Here is a 17,363-nt window from a genome sequence, read left to right as displayed (position 1 = left end):
GGGTACGGGGCCGTGCCGGTGGGGTCAAGGGATGAGCGGGGTCGTCACGGTCGCGACGGCTCGAAAACCAGTCTCGTCCGACCGAGGTTTGACCTCGATGCGCTGATATGAAGCACCTGCCTTGAGGGCGGTGCCGAAATCCTAGCGCTCGCGCTCCGACGCGTCGCGCCGATCCTGCCGGCTCGTGAACCAGTAGACGAAGCCGGCGGTCGCCGCGAGCATCAGCGGGGTTATGATCGCAGCGGACAGAAACCCGTCGCTCATTCCTCAAACCCCCGCAGAACTTTTCGTGCAGCCCAATGTAAGCTGACACTCGGAAACGCTCAAACCGAAGCACCGTTGGCGCTGCGCCGACGTCGGCCCCTGCGGCGGAATGGATCACCCGCCGCCTCCGGGGTGCCGCGATTCGTATTAATTCCGCCACACTGTTGTGGCCCTGCACCAGTCATGCCGTTTCTGCGACGCTCACCGCCTGTGGAAGGCCCTGCGCCGGACCCCGAGGGGGGTGTCCAGCCGCCTGCCGAGCCGGTGGGCGAGGGGACAAGCCAGGCGGCCGAAGAACCCGCTCAAGCAGAAACGCCCCAGGAGCCGAGCACGCCGCTCGCGGACTCGCTGAAGCCCGGGCCGCGCGGGCCGGGCTGGATCGGCGCCGCCGTGGTGGTGACCGCGCTGATCTCGGCGCTGGCGACCTTCCTGATCCTGGCCGGGGTGATCCGGGTGACGCCGACGCCGGCCTACGGCGTCACGCTGCTCGGCATCAACGCCGTCCTGGTGCTCGGGCTGGTCTTCGTGATCGCCTGGGAGGCGCGGGTCTTCCTGCACGCCCGCAAGGCCAACGCCGCGGTGGCCCGGCTGCACTCGCGCATCGTCGGCCTGTTCTCGCTGATCGCGATCCTGCCCACCGTGCTGCTGGCCGTGGTGGCGTCGGTGACCATCGACCGGGGCCTGTCGCTCGGCTTCACCGACCGGGTCCGGGACGTGGTGCTGAAATCCGTCGAGGTGGCCGACGCCTACCAGGAGAACCAGTGCCAGTCGCTCGCCCGGGAAATCCGCATCCTGGTGGACGACCTGACCCGGGCGCGCCCGAACTTCGACCGGGACCGGGCCTGGTTCGAGAACTTTTTGACCACGCGGGCGACCAATCTCGGCCTGCCGGTGGCGCAGATCATGCGCGGACCTACCGACGTGGTGGCCCGGGCCAAGATCGACGTGCTCAAGCAGGTGCGGCTCCCCTCGGCGGCGGCCTTCGAGGAGGCGGCGACCTCCACCGACCCGATCTGCCTGCTGCCCTCGGAGGGCCGCGTCTTCGCCGCGCTGCTGCGGATGCCGGCCTACGACGACGCGGTGCTGATGGTGCAGCGGGAAGTCAGCCAGCTCGCCATCGACTTCCCGGGCGTCTCGCGGGCGGCGGCAGCCGAGTATCTGACCTACGATTCGCTCCGGCGCTCGATCCAGATCACCTTCGCGTCGGTGTTCCTGCTGATCGCCCTGATCGCGCTCTTGTCGGCGGTGTGGTTCGGCATGAACTTCGCCAACCGGTTCGTGGCGCCGATCCGGCGGCTGATCAACGCCGCCGACCAGGTCGCGTCCGGCAACTTCTACGCCCAGGTGCCGACCAAGAAGACCAGCGGCGACCTGGCCCATCTCGGCGAGAGCTTCAACAAGATGACGCAGGAGCTGCGCCGCCAGCACACCGGGCTGATCGCCGCCAACGACCTGATCGACACCCGCCGCCGGTTCACGGAGGCCGTGCTGTCGGGGGTCTCGCCCGGGGTGATCGGCCTCGACGCGGCGGGCTTCGTCACCATCGCCAACCCGGCCGCCGAGCGGATGCTCGACCTGGAGAGCGAGGCCCTGATCGGCCAGCCCCTGGCCCGGGCGGTGCCGGAACTCGCCCCCGTGCTCGCCGAGAGCGAGAGCCGGCCGCGCGCCCTCCAGCAGCAGCAGCTCCAGCTCACCCGGTCCCGGGGCGAGCGCACCGTGACCGTGCGGGTCACGAGCGAGCAGGCCCAGGGGACGTCGCGCGGCTCGGTGGTGACCCTTGACGACATCACCGACCTCGTCCAGGCGCAGCGCAGCTCCGCCTGGGGCGACGTCGCCCGCCGCATCGCCCACGAGATCAAGAACCCCCTGACCCCGATCCAGCTCTCCGCCGAGCGCATCCGGCGCAAGTACGGCAAGGTCATCACCGCCGACAAGGAGGTGTTCGACCAGTGCACCGCCACGATCGTGCGCCAGGTGGACGAGATCAAGCGCATGGTCGACGAGTTCTCGGCCTTCGCGCGGATGCCGAAGCCGGCCATCGCGCCGAACGACCTCACCGAGATCGCCAAGCAGAACCTGTTCATGATGCGCGTGGCGCACCCGGACATCGACTTCGCGTTCTCGGCTCAAGGGGGGGCGGGCAGCGCGGAGAAGATCGTGGCGGCCTTCGACATCCGGCTGCTCAGCCAGGTGATCACCAACATCCTGAAGAACGCCGTTGAGGCGGTGGCCGAGGTGCCGGCGGACGAACTCGGCAAGGGCAAGATCGCGCTCGGTCTCGCGGTCGAGGACGGCTTCGCGGTCATCACGGTGACCGACAACGGCAAGGGTTTTCCGGTGGAGGGGCGCCAACGGCTGCTCGAGCCCTACATGACCACACGCGACGGTGGCACCGGGCTGGGACTTGCTATCGTCAGCAAGGTGCTTGAGGAGCACGGCGGCGGGATCGCGCTGAACGACAACCCCGCCGGCCGTGGCGGGCAGGTGCAGATGCGGGTTCCGCGCGAGCACGGGCCCGAGCCGTCCGGCCCCGAGACCAGCCCCGTCACGACAGAGGAGAAGGGCGCCGCATCGACGGCCCCCCGGATCGCGGAGATGCACGCATGAGCGCCGATATCCTGATTGTCGACGACGAGGCCGACATCCGCGACCTCGTGGCGGGCATCCTCGACGACGAGGGCCACCGCTGCCGCACGGCCGGCGGCTCCGACGAGGCGCTGGCCGCCATCGAGGCGCGCCGGCCGCACCTGGTGTTCCTGGACATCTGGCTGCAGGGCTCGCGCCTCGACGGCCTGCAGGTGCTCGACCTGATCAAGGCCGCCAACCCCGACCTGCCGGTGGTGATGATCTCGGGCCACGGCAACATCGAGACCGCGGTCTCGGCCATCAAGGCGGGGGCCTACGACTTCATCGAGAAGCCGTTCAAGGCCGACCGGCTGATCCTGGTGGCCGAGCGGGCGCTGGAAGCCTCCCGGCTCCGGCGCGAGGTCCGCGACCTGACGGCGCGCTCCGGCAACCCGAACCGCATCGTCGGCGGCTCGCTGGCGATCAACCAGCTCCGCCAGACCATCGACCGGGTCGCGCCGACCAACGCCCGGGTGATGATCACCGGGGCGCTGGGCTCCGGCAAGGAGCTCGCGGCGCGCAGCCTGCACAAGGCCTCGGCGCGGTCGAACGGCCCGTTCGTGCTGCTCAACGCGGCCGCGATCCTGCCCGAGACCATGGAGGCGGAGCTGTTCGGGGTCGAGGGCGAGTCCGGCCGGCGGGTCGGCGCCCTGGAGGAGGCCCATGGCGGCACCCTCTACCTCGACGAGGTCGCCGACATGCCGCGCGAGAGCCAGAACCGGATCCTGCGCGTCCTGGTCGATCAGAACTTCCAGCGCGTCGGCGGCACCACCCGGGTCCACGTGGATGTCCGGATCATCTCGTCCTCGTCGCGGGATCTCGCCGAAGAGATCGCCGCGGGCCGCTTCCGCGAGGACCTGTTCCACCGGCTCTCGGTGGTGCCGGTGCGGGTGCCGGCCCTGTCGGAGCGCCGGGAGGACGTGCCCGAGCTGATCCAGTTCTTCATGGACAATATCTCGTCCCAGACCGGCCTGCCCAAGCGTGTGATCGCCGAGGACGCGATGGCGGTGCTCCAGTCGCACAACTGGCCGGGCAACGTCCGCCAGCTCAAGAACAACGTCGAGCGGCTGATGATCCTGACCCAGGCCGACCCGGACCAAGAGGTCACCTCGGAGATGCTGCCCTCCGAGATCGGCGCCCTGGTGCCGACCACCCCGGGGGGCGCCGGCGGCGAGAAGCTGATGAGCCTGGCGCTGCGCGAGGCGCGCGAGATCTTCGAGCGCGAGTATCTCGTGGCGCAGATCGCGCGGTTCTCGGGCAACATCTCGCGCACCGCCGAGTTCATCGGCATGGAACGCTCGGCGCTTCACCGCAAGCTGAAGTCCCTGGGCATCGGCCCGTAGCACGCCGGGGCGCGAGGGGGGCGCAGACGGGGGACGACCCTTGAAACTGACGCCGATCCGTCACGGATCGGGCGGAACGGGGCTTGCTTGCCCCCGGGCTTTCACGCCGTCATGCTGTAGACTCGGTCCGTGCGGGATGATCGGACGATCCCGCACGTGACGGCCCCAACCACGTGACAGATTCCGACGTCGCGTACCCAACCCGAGCCCTTCGCGCCGGGATAACGAAAAGGCAAATAAGATGGCGGGCGAACGCGCACAAAACCTTCAGGACACGTTCCTCAATCATGTCCGCAAGAACAAGATCCCGCTGACCATCTTCCTCGTCAACGGCGTCAAGCTCCAGGGCGTGGTCACCTGGTTCGACAATTTCTGCGTGCTGCTGCGCCGGGACGGCCATTCGCAGCTCGTGTACAAGCACGCGATCTCCACGATCATGCCCGGCCACCCGGTGCAGCTGTTCGAGCCGGACGAGACCGCCGAGAAGGCGTGATTTTTTTGGGGGGAAGGGCGATCGGTTCGCTTTCTCCGGGGCCGCGATGCCGGCAGCGGGCCGCCTCGCCGCACGGGCAGCGGCGAATCCCAGGACGATCCCGCACTCTCCCCTCATCCTGAGGTGCGGCGGAGCCGCCTCGAAGGAGGCCTCAAGGGATCGCGCGGCCAGCTGGAGGGCTCCTTCGAGGCCTCCGCTGCGCTCCGGCGCCTCAGGATGAGGGCGCGGGTGGGATAGGCCGAATCCAGCTGGCTGCCGGATTCGGATCTCCCCAATCCCAACCTCCTGACTCCCGGCATCTTGGCCCGGCCCCGCCGAATCCCCATGTCGAAACAATCCGAGTTCTCGAACGAAGCTGCCGGCGCGCGGGCGGCGTTAAAGGTTGCATGAGCGAGACGCTGACGTCCGGCGAGGCCCGGCTCCAGGCACAGGCCGCGCCCGAGGGCGAGATCGCCGCGGCGACCCACACCCTGGTGATCGGGCCCTATCTGGCCCGCGGTGCCCCCGGGCCCGGAGGACCGGGCCACGGGCCCGCCCAGCCGACCCGCTCGGTGGAGGCGCGCCTCGACGAGGCGACCGGACTCGCCGCAGCCATCGAGCTCGACGTGGTCGAGAGCGTCGCGATCAGCCTGCCGCGCATCCGCCCCTCGACCTATCTCGGCAAGGGCCGGGTCGAGGAGATCGCCGGGATGATCCGCGCCCGCGAGATCGGCCTCGTGGTGATGGATTGCGCGCTCTCGCCGGTGCAGCAGCGCAACCTTGAGAAGGCCTGGGGCGCCAAGGTCATCGACCGCACCGGCCTGATCCTCGAGATCTTCGGCCGGCGCGCCTCGACCCGCGAGGGCACGCTCCAGGTCGAGCACGCCCACCTCGCCTACCAGAAGTCCCGCCTCGTGCGCTCCTGGACCCACCTGGAGCGCCAGCGCGGCGGCTTCGGCTTCCTGGGCGGCCCCGGCGAGACCCAGATCGAGGCCGACCGGCGCATGATCCAGGAGCGCATGACCCGGATCGAGCGCGACCTCGACGCGGTGGTGCGGACCCGCGGCCTGCACCGGCAAAGCCGGGCCCGGGTGCCGTACCCGATCGTCGCGCTGGTGGGCTACACCAATGCCGGAAAATCGAGCTTGTTCAACACCCTGACCAGCGCCGAGGTCACCGCCAAGGACATGCTGTTCGCCACCCTCGACCCCACCGCGCGGGCGACCAAGCTGCCGCACGGCGAAAACGTCATCTTGTCCGACACGGTGGGCTTCATCTCCGACCTGCCGACCGCCTTGATCGCGGCGTTCCGGGCGACCCTGGAGGACGCGATCGAGGCCGACGTGCTGCTGCACGTGCGCGACGTCAGCCACGTCGATTCCGAGGCCCAGGCCGAGGATGTCGGCGATGTGCTGCGCGAACTCGGCATCGAGACCACGGCCGAGCGGATCATCGAGGTCTGGAACAAGTCCGACCTCCTCGACGACGACGAGCGCACCCGGCTGATGAACCTCAGCGGCCAGGCCAAGGCCCGCAACGACCGTGACAGCGACGCGCCGGTACTGGTCTCGGCGCTGACCGGGGAGGGGCTCGCCGCGCTCACCGCCCGGATCGAGGCGCGGATCGGCCGCCACCGGACGAGCTTCGCGGTGTCGCTGCCCCCCGAGGACGGGGCGGCGCTCAACTGGCTCTACGAGAACGCCGAGATCCTGGACCGACGCGCGGAGGCCGACGGCACCGTGCACCTCGCGATCCGGATCGCCCCCGAGAAGGAGCCGCGCTTCCTCAACCGCTTCAGCGCGGCCCGGCGCCTCGACCGGGGCGCGTGATGGCCACGGGCGGCGCCCGGACCCAGCCGCTCCGCGCCCCCAGGCCCGCCCGGGACCTCTCCGCGCGCAAGGCGGAGGCGGCCCAGGACGACGCCGCGGTCCTGCGCGCCATGCAGGCGGGCGGCGGCCTGCGACTGCTCGGGCTGCGGATCGTGATCGTGCTGGTGCTGCTGATGGCGGCGCAGGCCTATGACGGCTCGCTGCACGCCTTCAGCCACTGGTTCATCCTCGGCCTCTACGGCGTCGGCACGATCTGGTTCGGGCTCGGGGAGCGGGGCGGCGGCCCCGCCGCGGCGGCCTACAGCTGGGCCGGGACGCTGCTCAATGCCGGGCTCGCCGTCTACGTGATCATCGAGCACATGCTGGCCGGCGGCGGGGCCGGCCTCGGCGCCGACGCGGTGAGCCGCCTGCCGGCCTTCCTGCTCCTGCTCCAGACCGGCCTGAGCATGCGGGTCGCCCAGACCCTGCTGTTCTGCGGGGTGGTGACGGCGTGCTGGAGCGCGGCCTTCCTGGTCGGGCTGGCCTATCCCGGCCTGTTCCCGGGGCCGGATTCCTTCCCGACCGCGCAGGTCACCGGGCTCGCCACCTTCGTGGCGGCCGGGCTGCTCGTGGTGGACGGCATGACCCGCCTGCGCGAAGCGGTCACCCGGGCCCTGCGCATGGAGCACGAGCGCGCCCAGCTCGCGCGCTTCGTGCCCGACACGGTCGCCCTCGACCTCGCCGCCGAGGACGCCAACGCCGCCATGGGCATCCACCGGCGCCATGCCTGCCTGATGGTGCTCGACATCCGCGGCTTCTCCAGCTTGAGCCGGGAGCATCCGCCCGAGGCGATGGTGACCGCCCTGCTCGCCGTCCGGGCGGCCGCCCAGGCCGCGGTGGCCGAGCAGGGCGGCCTGGTGGACAAGTATGTCGGCGATGCCGTGCTGGTGCAGTTCGTGGTCGGCCGCCCGCGGGCGCAGGCCCGGGCGGCGCTGGCCTGCGCCCTGTCGCTCCAGGACCGGATCGCCACCCTCAACGAGGCCCGGGCCGAGGCGGGGCTGTTCACCCTCCGGGTGGTGGTCGCCCTGCACGCCGGCGACCTCCTGGTCGGGGTGTTCGACGACGGGGTGCGGGCCGAGTACACCGTGCTGGGCCCCGCCATGAACGCCCTGTCGCGTCTCGAGGCCCGGGCCAAGGCCGCCGAACTCCAGATCGCCGCCTCGGGGGATTTTCTGGATCTGCTCGGGGGGCCGCTGCCGCCGAGCATCCGGGCGGTCCCGGTGCCGGACGCCAAGGCCGTGCAGCCCGCCCTGTTCGCGATCGTGGAGGGTCCGTCCGCCTGAGGGCCCGGAACCTGCGCATCACTGATCCGTTCGGTCGGCGCGGCGCAGGGTCGCGAAGGGACCGGAACCGATGAACAAGATCCTCCTCGGCGCGACGCTCGCGCTCGGCCTTGTCCTGGGCGCCGCCAGCCCGAGCCTCGCCGCCCCGGGCGACGGCCTCGACCGGAACGCCGCCGCCACCGGCAACGGAAATTTCGGCGGCATGCACCGCGGCGCCCGGATGTCTTCCCGCGGCGTGATGCGCAGCCGCCATCACATGATGCGCCGGCACCATCGCGGCCACATGATGCGCCGCCACGACCGCTGAGCCCGGGGCATCGGCCGCTCCCGGTCTGGATCGCCGCGCGTGGCTCAGGCCGCGCGCGGCGGGCGCCTCACCACTTGTAGCTCACGCTCGCCAGGACCCGCCTTGCGTCGCCGTAGAAGCAGGACGTGGTCGTCTGGCAGGACGAGACGAAGCGGCGGTCGCCGATGTTCGTCGCGTTGACCTGCAGGCGCCAGCGCTCCCAGTCGTAATGGACCTGGGCGTCGAACAGCACGTAATCCGGCACCCGGAAGGCGTTGGCCACGTCCGCGAAGGAGCGGCCGACATAGCGCACGCCGCCGCCGAAGCCGAAGCCGCGCAGGTCGCCGGTCGGGATGGTGTAGTCGACGAACAGGTTGGCGAAGCTCTCCGGGATGTTGACCGGGACCTTGCCGATCAGGTCCGGGCCGCCCCGCTCGTTGGTCAGCCCGTAGATCGTGTACGAGGCCGCCACGTTGAGGCCGTCGAACAGGTTCGCGACCAGCTGGGCCTCGAAGCCGGTGGACCGCACCTCGGCCAGCTGGGCGTTGAACAGCGGGTTGGCGGGGTTGGCGGTCAGCACGTTCTGGCGGTGGATGTCGAAGCCCGCCAGGGTGACGAAGTAGCCCTGGCCCGGGGGCTCGAACTTGACGCCGCCCTCCACCTGCTTGCCGGTCTCGGGCTTGAAGGTCTGGTTGTTGAGGCCGGTGCCGATCAGCGGCTGGAACGAGGTCGAGTAGCTGACATAGGGGGCGAGCCCATTGTCGAAATTGTAGATCAGCGCCGTGCGGTAGGTGGTGCCGTTATCGCTGCGGCCGTTGTTGCCCGCGCCGTTGGTGAGCTTGTCGACCACCCGGTTGTCGGCGAAATCCTGGCGGCCGCCGACCAGCAGGGTGAGCCGGTCGGTGACCTTGATCTGGTCCTGCAGGTAGAGGCCGAGCTGCTTGAACGCGTCGGAGTTGATCAGGTACGGCGACGGCGTCCCGGTCGGCAGGCCGTAGACCGGGGCCAGGATGTTCAGGTCGCTCGCCGGGAACAGCGACGCCTGGTTGTCGTTCAGGCGGTAATCCTTGTAGTCCAGGCCCATAAGCAGGTCGTGACGGAAGTATCCGTCGAAGAACCGCGCCTCGGCCTGGTTGTCGACCTGGAACAGGTTGACCTTGGCGCTGTCGCGGAACTGGTAGCGCGCGAGCAGCGTCTGGGCCGGGTTGCTGTAACCGAGCTGGCCAATATCCGAGTTCTGGAAGCTCTTCAGGAACGAGTACCGGAGGTTCTGCCGGAAGGTCCACGTCTCGTTGAAGTCGTGCTCGAACTCGTAGCCTAGGAAGGCCTGGTCGCGCTGGAAGGTGTTGAAGCCGGCATCGCCGACGTTCAGCGAGCGCGGGATGCGCAACCCGGAGGCGTTGGGCCGCACGGTCCCGAGATACGGCAGGAAGTTCGACGTCACCGCGGTGTTGTCGTGCTGGAAACTCGACAGGAAGGTGAAGCGCGTCGCCCCGTCCGGCTTATAGGTGACGGCCGGCGCGATGTAGAAGCTGTCGTCCGGGGCCCCCTCGACCTGCGTCCCGCCCTGGCGGCCGTAGCCGGTCAGCCGGTAGAACCAGTGGCCCTCCCGGTCGGCCGGGCCGCCGAAGTCGAAGGCGGCGTATTTCTGGCCGAACGAGCCGCCGCCGACCTCGGCATAGCCGAACGGGTCGAGCGTCGGGCGCTTGGTCACCTGGTTGACGATGCCGCCGGGGCTGCCGGCCCCGAACAGGACCGCCGCCGGGCCGCGCAGCACCTCGATGCGCTCGAGCCCGAACGTGTTGGTCTTGAAGTAGCCGAAGCCGTAGTTCAGCTGCTGCAGCCCGTCCCGGTAGATGCCGAAATCACTCACCACGAAGCCGCGCAGGGTGAGGTAGTCGATGCGCGAATCCGCGCCGAACACGCCGCCATAGGCGCCCGCGACGTACTGGGTGGCCTGGGTCAGGGTCTGGGCGTTCTGGGCGTCGAGCTGCTGGCGCCCGATCACGGTGATCGATTGCGGCGCCTCGATCAGCGGGGTGTTGGTCTTCGTCGCGGTGTTCGAGCGCTTCGCCACGAACCCGTCGATCGGGCCGGTCGGGCTCTCCACGCTGCGCGAGGCCGTGCTGGAACGCCCCGCCTGGACGGGGCCGCCCCCACGGCTCTCGACGCTGATCTCGTCGAGCTGCACGCTGCCCCCGGCGGGGGGATTGGCGATGCCGCGACGCGGCGGCGTCGCGTCCTGGGATAGGGCCGGGACGACCTGCGCCAGCACGGCGAGGTAGGCGCCGGCCAGGAAGGCGCCGGCGCGGCGGGGGCGCCGGGCGCGGGGATGGGGGTGAACGACTCGCATCTGACTGGGCCCTGCACGACGCTCCGGGCAGCCGCCCGCATGCGCCGGGACGGGGCCCGGCGGGGCTGCCCCGCTCTTTAGAATTGTGATAAACTGCTGTTATTATTGATGTTTCTGCTACTTGCAGTACGGGCCGCCAGGCTCGGCTGCAAGCGGGTCGCGCGCGGAAGGCGAGCGCTGTTGCGGTTTCAACACGCAGCGATGGACGGGCCGCCACAGCGGGGAGGGCGCTGTCGCGAACGACGCGGCGGAAATGCCTGTGGACGCAGCGGGACGGACCGCGGCGCCCGGTCCCGAGGCGCTACTTCACGCGGCCCGTGATCCAGGCCGCCACGGCATCCGCCACGGCGTCGCTGTTGGTCTCCAGCATCACCATGTGGCCGTTGCCGTGCAGACCGCGCTCGGCCAGCCGGATCGCGTCGGGCTTGGCGCCGGCCTGGGCCAGGAACGCGACCGTGCAGGCATCGTAGGTGGCGTGGAACGAGGCCTCGGCGGTCACCACTGCGGCCGGCACCTTGGCGAGGTTCGGCAGGGTCCGGGCCGGCTCGGCCTGCAGCCAGCAGCGGATCTGGCCCTCCGCCGCCTTGGCATCGGATCCTTTCGCCTGCTGCGCCACGATCAGATCCTCCGGCGCCTTGACCGGCGGGTCGAAGGTCAGGGGCATGCGGGTCAACCCGTAGGCGCGGGCGCGGCCGTCCCCGGACTTCTCCCAGAACTCCTTGCCGCCGCGGAACTGCACGTCGAAGAAGGGCGGCCCGTTCGGCTCCACGGTGACATGGGCCTTCACCAGGTCGGGCCGCGCATCCGAGGCCGCCCAGCCGAACAGGGCGCCCTGGCCGTGGGTGAGCAGGATCGCCGGCCCGACCTTCTCCAGGAGCGCCACCAGGGCCGGGGCGACGAGTTCCTCGGTCTGCTGGCTGTTGGCCAGGAACGGGACCTGACTGGCGAAGAACTGGTCGAACCCGGCATTGCCCTGCACGCCGGTGCCGCCCGGCCATTGCGTGTGGAGCTTGGCCTGCGGGAACAGGTCGTAGACCTCCGGCGCCGTGTAGGTCTTCTCGAGGGTGCGGGTGCCGAGCCGGTCGTAGGGGCCGTAGACCTCCGGGTTGGTGCCCGAGCGCCCGCGTCCGACCTGATCGACCACGTAGACCTGATAGCCCTTCTCGACGAAGCGCTGCACCCAGCCCGGCCGGCCGTCCGCGGTGGCGAGGAAGTTCACGCCGGTCTGGGCGAGCCCGTGGACCATCACCACCGGGTAGGGCTGGGTGATCTTGGCCGGCGCGCGCGCCTGCACGAACATCTGGCCGACCATCACGGTCTTGTCGCCGAGCTTCTGATACCGCCCGCCGATATAGAAATAGCTCGCCCGGGTGACCGGCTCGGCGGCGGGCTCCTCGGCCCGCACCGGCAGCGCGGCCAGGATCGCGCCCTGAACGGCCAGCAGCGCGCCCAGAATGCCGCCCGCGATCCCTGCTGCGATCCCGTTACCGGCCATACGTCTCTCCCCGGATGCGCGTCGCATCGCGCGGGCTTATTGCGGGAATCGGGGCGTACGGCCAGCACCTCCGGTTGACGCAGGAGCCGGCCCCGGGCCCGAGAGCCCGAACCCACACGCATGCCAGGTCCACCACGGCAACGCTGGTGAAACCCCGCCCGCGCGCCCACCTTCCTGTCATCGCAGGCGCCGGGATCGGCGCCCCTCGCCCGGGCAGCCCGCGGCGAGACGAGTTGAGGACGTCACGCCGTGGACCCCGCTACCGCCAAGATCCTGGTTTCCGCAGCCCTGGTCGCCTCGATCGCCCTGTTCAGCCTCGTGTCGATCCAGGCCTTCATCGCCCAGGTCGCGTCCGATCTGCGAGCCGCCAAACCCGTGCGCGTCCCGGCCCGCGCGGAGCCTCGGCAGCCCCCGCAGGCCTGATACGGAGTTCTCAGGCCTCGTCCTGGCGGGCTCGCTCGCGCAGGATGAATTTCTGGACCTTGCCCGTGGAGGTCTTCGGCAGCTCGCCGAAGATCACGTGACGGGGCAGCTTGTAGGCGGCCAGCCGCCCGCGGCACCACTGGATCAGTTCGTCGGCGCTGGGCGAGGCGCCCGGCTTCAGCTCCACGAAGGCGCAGGGCGTCTCGCCCCATTTCGCGTCGGGCTTGGCCACCACCGCGGCGGCCGACACCGCCGGATGCTTGAACAGCGCGTCCTCCACCTCGATCGACGAGATGTTCTCGCCGCCCGAGATGATGATGTCCTTCGAGCGGTCCTTGAGCTGGATGTAGCCGTCCGGGTGCTTCACCCCGAGGTCGCCGGTGCGGAACCAGCCGCCCTTGAAGGCGGCCTGCGTGGCCGCCGGGTTCTTGAGGTAGCCGCGCATCACCACGTTGCCGCGCATCATCACCTCGCCGATCGTCGTGCCGTCTGCGGGCACCGGCACCAGCGTGTCCGGGTCGCGCACGTCGAGCGCCTCCAGGACCGGGTAGCGCACGCCCTGGCGGGCCTTCTTGGCCGCCCGCTGGTCGGCCGCGAGCGCGTCCCAATCCGCGTTCCAGGCGTTGACCACGGCGGGGCCGTAGCTCTCGGTCAGGCCGTACAGGTGGGTCACGTCGAACCCGGCCTCCGACATGCCGGCCAGGATCGCCTCGGGCGGCGGTGCGGCGGCGGTGAAGAACGCCACCCGCCGGGACAGGTCCCGGCGCTCGGCATCGGGGGCGTTGATCAGCATCTGCATCACGATCGGCGCGCCGCAGAGATGCGTGACCCCGTGCTCGGCCATCAGCCGGTACATCGCCTCCGCGCGGACCTGGCGCAGGCAGACATGGGTGCCGGCCACGATCGACAGGGTCCAGGGGAAGCACCAGCCGTTGCAGTGGAACATCGGCAGCGTCCAGAGATAGACCGGGTGCTGCCCGAGCCCCCCGGTGATGACGTTGCCGAGCGCCAGCAGCGCCGCGCCCCGGTGGTGGTAGACCACGCCCTTCGGGTCGCCGGTGGTGCCCGAGGTGTAGTTCAGCGTGATCGCGTCCCACTCGTCGTCGGGCAACGCCCACTCGTGCTCCGGGTCCCCGCCCTCCAGGAACGCCTCGTAGTCGGTCTCGCCGAGGCGTGCGCCGGGGCCGTCGTAGTCCGGGTCGTCGACGTCGATGACGAACGGTTTCGTCGCCAGGCCCTCGAGGGCCGCCGCGGCGGTCTTCGAGAACTCGCGGTCGGTGATCAGCACCTTGGCCTCGCCGTGCTCCAGGCAGAACCGGATCGCGGCGGCGTCGAGGCGGGTGTTGAGGGTGTTGAGCACCGCCCCGGTCATCGGCACGCCGTAATGGCACTCGACCATCTCGGGGGTGTTGGCCAGGAAGGCCGCCACGGTATCGCCGCGGCCGAGCCCGCGCCGCGCCAGCGCCGAGGCCAGGCGCCGGGCGCGGGCGTAGAGGTCCCGGTACGAACGCCGCAGCGGGCCGTGGACCACCGCGACCTGGTCGGGAAACACCCGCGCCGCCCGGTCGAGATAGAGCAGGGGGGTCAGCGGCTGGTGGTTGGCCGGCACACGGTCGAGATCGTGGTCGTAGATCGTGTCGCGAGCCATCGGAATCCTCCCGGCAAAGTCTTGCCGGGACCGTAGCTTGGGGGCGTGGGCGCGATCAATCGCACGTCGCGGATGCGCGGGGGCTCGGATCGGGCATCGTCTCCGGCCGAAAGCCGGAACCCGCAATTCGGGACGCCGCCCTCAGTGGCGCGGCTCGTCCTCGGGCTCCGGCAGGAACCGGGCGAGTTCGAAGCCGATCTCGATCATCAGGCGCTCGATCCGCTCGACCAGCGCCGGCCGCTGCAGGACGTGGGCGAGGTCGCGCAGGGCGATGACGTGCTCGGCCATCCGGTTCACCACCCGCTCGCTCTGCATGAGGTTGGCCGCCTGCACCTCGGTCCGGTCGATGGCGATGCCGCGGCCCTGGAGCGTGCGACCCGAGGGGTCGCGGTCGATCCGGCCGCGCATCAGCAGGGTACGCACGCCGCTGCGGGTGTCGCGGGTGCGGAACTCCGCCTCCAGGGTGCCGCCGGACTCCGACACCGCGTGCAGGTAGCTCTCGATCCGGATGCGGTCCTCCGGATGGGTGCGGTCGAGGAACGCCGCGAGGGACACCCCCGTAGCGGCCGCCACCGGGTCGAGGCCGAGCAGACCCGCCAAGGAGCCCGAGAGCGCCAGCCGATCAGCCCAATGATCGTGGACCCACGTCCCGACCACGCCGGAGGCGTCCAGGACGGATTGCGGGATCGGGGCGTCGGCCATGCCATTCCTCGGCGGGATTTCGAACGCCGCTAAACCTGAGGTAATAAAATCCATCGCAGCTCCGGCGCTGGCGACCTAGACGCTACGGCATCCTACAGCGGCTGAAAAGGCCGTTCAGGAAGCAGACAGCATAGATATTAACCTGAGGTTTAGATTGCGTCGGACAGCCCGACAACCTGGCCGGTCCGGTCGCATGCTGGCGGCAGGGGATCTTAACGGCTCATTAACCATGTCGGACGCACCGTGCCGCTCGACATCCTTGGGTCACAGGATCGCGGCAGCCCGTGATTGCGCACCTGAGGTTGCCCGACGAGGGCGCGGCATTCGTGAATGCCGGCGCTTCCGGCGGATGCGCGGGGCCTTCTGGAGGATGCCCAGGATGAAAGCCATCACCTTCGTCACGCAGAAGGGCGGCAGCGGCAAGAGCACGCTGTGCATCTCTTTGGCGGTCGCCGCCCGCGAGGCTGGCCACACGGTCTGCATCCTGGAGATGGATCGCCAGGCCACGATCTCGGATTGGCTCGACCACCGCACCGCCGACGGTCCCGAGGTCGCCCAGATCGACGCGACGCAGATCGACGCCGTAATGGAGCGCCTGCGCGACTCGGCCTACGACTACGTGTTCATCGATACGCCGGGGGTCGATTCCACCGGCACGCTCTCGGCCATCCGCGCGGCGGACCTGTGCATCATCCCGTGCCGGCCGACGCCGGCCGACCTGCGGGCGTTCAAGCCGACGCTGGCGGCGGTCTACCGGCTGGAGAAGAAGTTCGCCTTCGTGCTGAACCAGACCCCGCCCCGCTCCTACCGGGTCCGGGACGCGGCCGACGGGCTGGCGGTGCTCGGCATCCTGCCGGACGTGAACATCGTCGCCCGCACCGACCACCAGGACGCGATCGGCCTCGGCCAGGGCGTCACCGAGTTCAACCCCAAGGGCCAGGCCGCCGGAGAGGTCCGCCGGCTCTGGTCCTGGATCGAGCGCCGCACGCAGTCGCTGAGGACGGGCCGCCATGTCCAAGCCGCCTAAGCTCAGCCTCGCGGCGATCGTCGCCTCGGCGAACCCGCCGGACCGGCACGCGGCCCGGCCGCAGGGCGCCGAGATCGTGACCCTGGCGCTGGCGCCCCCGGCGGCGAAGCCCGCCGCGACGCTGAAGCAGCGCGCCCGGCAGATGTCGGTCTACCTGGAGCCGCCGGTCTACGACCAGCTCCGGGACCTCGCCTATGCCGAGCGGACCAAGATGCACGCCCTGATGCTGGAGGGGCTGGACCTGCTGTTCAAGCAGCGCGGCGCCCGCTCCATCGCGCAGCTGACCGACACCCCGCCGCGCTGAACCCGGCGCGGCTCGACCCTGCCCCCGCACAGGGTCCCGGACGCGACCCGTTCAGGGAGTTTGCAAAGGCAGCTCTGACAACACCCCGTCATCCCAGGGTCGCGCAGCGAAGCCCCGGGATGACGGGGTGGATGCCGACGCGTCCTTGGACATCCGGAATCCGTCACCCGTCTCACCGCTTCCGCGCCGTCCCTTAGGCAGCCGCCCGGGCGATGGATGCGCCCGAGCCATCAGGCCGGTCCTGCGCGGTCTCGACCGACCGGCTCCGCTGGCGACGATACTTACGGACAGCTCAATGCGAACGCCGCGCAAGCCCTCGGCCCTGCTTGTCCAAAACCTAAACCTTCGATCTGTCAAATGCTTGCTTGAATATTCTGATGTGCCGCGCGAAGTCCAAGAGCGGCTCGGCTGCAACTCCTGAACCGCGACAGCCGACAGCGTTCAGGCTTCCTTTACGGGACCGCTACAATTCTGGGTGGACCGGCTGAGCCCAGGGGCGCGGCCGGTGCCGGCTCGTTTCCGGGCCGCTGTCCCGCGTCGCGTTTGGTGAACCCCGATATGGTGCGCACGACCCTTCCCCGGCCTGCGCGCCTCGCCCTGCGGCTCCTGGCCGTTTCGGGCGTGGCCCTGGCGACGGCCAACTGCGCCACCAATCCCCAGCAGCAGAAGCTCAGCTCCGGCAACGGCATCGACCCGAAATACGGGGTCAAGGCGAGCCCGCGCCTCTACAACGAGGGCGACGTGATCCCGAAGGGCGGCGGGCGCCGCTACACCGGCAAGCCCTACGTGGTGGCCGGCCAGACCTACGTGCCCAAGGAGGATCCCCGCGGCTACGTGCGGGAGGGCCTGGCCTCCTGGTACGGCTCGGCCTTCCACGGGCGCATGACCGCCAACGGCGAGGTGTTCGACCGCCACTCGATCGCGGCCGCCCACCCGACCCTGCCGCTGCCGAGCTACGCAAGGGTGACCAACCTCGACAACGGCGCCTCGATGATCGTGCGGGTCAACGACCGGGGCCCCTACCATGCCGGCCGCGTCATGGACGTCTCCGAAGAGGCGGCCGAGGCCCTGGGCTTCCACCGGCGCGGCACCGCGCGGGTGCGGGTCGAATATGCCGGCAAGGCAGCGGTCGCCGGCAGCGACGACCGCAAGCTGCTCGCCAGCCTGCGCACCGACGGGCAGCCGGCCGGGCGCTCGACCGTGATGATGGCGGATCTCGGCCCCTCGGAGGAGCCTGAGCGCTACGCCCGCTCGGCCCCCGAACCCCTGG

The 17,363-nt window shown here is 70.2% G+C and carries 15 protein-coding genes; 10 read left to right on the top strand and 5 right to left on the bottom strand.

What is annotated here, in order from left to right:
- Nucleotides 1-141: 141 nt before the first annotated feature.
- Nucleotides 142-264: a hypothetical protein gene (locus FV233_RS31670; protein WP_279601572.1), complete on the bottom strand. Its 123-nt coding sequence runs from the start codon at nt 262-264 to the stop codon at nt 142-144.
- Between the two features lie 183 nt (nt 265-447).
- On the opposite strand from FV233_RS31670, the gene FV233_RS23010 reads away from it, so the two are divergent.
- The 6 genes from FV233_RS23010 to FV233_RS22985 all read left to right on the top strand — a co-directional run bounded on the left by FV233_RS23010 (nt 448) and on the right by FV233_RS22985 (nt 8,162).
- Nucleotides 448-2,871 carry a PAS domain-containing sensor histidine kinase gene (locus tag FV233_RS23010; RefSeq protein WP_147898894.1) on the top strand — a complete coding sequence of 808 codons (2,424 nt, stop codon included), beginning with the start codon at nt 448-450 and terminating at the stop codon, nt 2,869-2,871.
- Nucleotides 2,868-4,232 (top strand): sigma-54 dependent transcriptional regulator, encoded by a 1,365-nt coding sequence (locus tag FV233_RS23005; protein ID WP_147898893.1) that lies wholly within the window; start codon nt 2,868-2,870, stop codon nt 4,230-4,232. The genes FV233_RS23010 and FV233_RS23005 overlap by 4 nt, the downstream gene beginning before the upstream one ends.
- Nucleotides 4,233-4,473: 241 nt before the next feature.
- Entirely contained in the window at nt 4,474-4,725 is a 252-nt protein-coding gene (hfq, locus tag FV233_RS23000) for an RNA chaperone Hfq (RefSeq protein WP_007563033.1), read from the top strand.
- A gap of 386 nt (nt 4,726-5,111) precedes the next feature.
- A complete protein-coding gene (gene hflX / locus FV233_RS22995; RefSeq protein WP_147855298.1) occupies nt 5,112-6,533 on the top strand; it encodes a GTPase HflX in 1,422 nt (473 codons plus the stop codon).
- Nucleotides 6,533-7,855 carry an adenylate/guanylate cyclase domain-containing protein gene (locus tag FV233_RS22990; protein ID WP_147898892.1) on the top strand — a complete coding sequence of 441 codons (1,323 nt, stop codon included), beginning with the start codon at nt 6,533-6,535 and terminating at the stop codon, nt 7,853-7,855. The genes hflX and FV233_RS22990 overlap by 1 nt, the downstream gene beginning before the upstream one ends.
- A gap of 70 nt (nt 7,856-7,925) precedes the next feature.
- The gene (locus FV233_RS22985; protein WP_147857057.1) at nt 7,926-8,162 is read left to right on the top strand and encodes a hypothetical protein; all 237 of its coding nucleotides are present in this window, start codon (nt 7,926-7,928) and stop codon (nt 8,160-8,162) included.
- Between the two features lie 67 nt (nt 8,163-8,229).
- On the opposite strand, the gene FV233_RS22980 is transcribed toward FV233_RS22985, so the two are convergent.
- Nucleotides 8,230-10,494: a TonB-dependent siderophore receptor gene (locus FV233_RS22980; RefSeq protein ID WP_187278205.1), complete on the bottom strand. Its 2,265-nt coding sequence runs from the start codon at nt 10,492-10,494 to the stop codon at nt 8,230-8,232.
- Between the two features lie 301 nt (nt 10,495-10,795).
- Nucleotides 10,796-11,989 carry an alpha/beta hydrolase gene (locus tag FV233_RS22975; protein ID WP_147898891.1) on the bottom strand — a complete coding sequence of 398 codons (1,194 nt, stop codon included), beginning with the start codon at nt 11,987-11,989 and terminating at the stop codon, nt 10,796-10,798.
- 249 nt (nt 11,990-12,238) lie between these two features.
- On the opposite strand from FV233_RS22975, the gene FV233_RS30575 reads away from it, so the two are divergent.
- Nucleotides 12,239-12,412, top strand: a complete 174-nt coding sequence (locus FV233_RS30575; RefSeq protein WP_187277814.1) for a hypothetical protein — start codon at nt 12,239-12,241, stop codon at nt 12,410-12,412.
- Nucleotides 12,413-12,422: 10 nt separating this feature from the next.
- On the opposite strand, the gene FV233_RS22970 is transcribed toward FV233_RS30575, so the two are convergent.
- Complete coding sequence (locus FV233_RS22970; protein ID WP_147898890.1) at nt 12,423-14,060, bottom strand: acyl-CoA synthetase; 1,638 nt, start codon at nt 14,058-14,060, stop codon at nt 12,423-12,425.
- 141 nt (nt 14,061-14,201) lie between these two features.
- Nucleotides 14,202-14,762, bottom strand: a complete 561-nt coding sequence (locus FV233_RS22965; protein WP_147856071.1) for a PAS domain-containing protein — start codon at nt 14,760-14,762, stop codon at nt 14,202-14,204.
- A 379-nt stretch (nt 14,763-15,141) separates the two neighbouring features.
- Here FV233_RS22965 and FV233_RS22960 point away from each other — a divergent pair, with 379 nt between their 5' ends.
- The 3 genes from FV233_RS22960 to FV233_RS22950 form a co-directional block, all read left to right on the top strand.
- Entirely contained in the window at nt 15,142-15,789 is a 648-nt protein-coding gene (locus FV233_RS22960) for a ParA family protein (protein WP_147856072.1), read from the top strand.
- Complete coding sequence (locus FV233_RS22955; protein ID WP_050736065.1) at nt 15,773-16,093, top strand: ribbon-helix-helix domain-containing protein; 321 nt, start codon at nt 15,773-15,775, stop codon at nt 16,091-16,093. Before FV233_RS22960 ends, FV233_RS22955 begins: the two co-directional genes overlap by 17 nt.
- A 558-nt stretch (nt 16,094-16,651) precedes the next feature.
- Nucleotides 16,652-17,363: septal ring lytic transglycosylase RlpA family protein (locus FV233_RS22950; RefSeq protein WP_147898889.1), on the top strand; the 712-nt coding region annotated here is incomplete at its 3' end.

The sequence above is a fragment of the Methylobacterium sp. WL7 genome, assembly GCF_008040085.1.
GTDB classification, from domain to species: Bacteria; Pseudomonadota; Alphaproteobacteria; order Rhizobiales; family Beijerinckiaceae; genus Methylobacterium; species Methylobacterium mesophilicum.
Note: the sequence above shows the minus strand (reverse complement) of the source record. Positions and strands in the feature narration are given on the sequence as shown.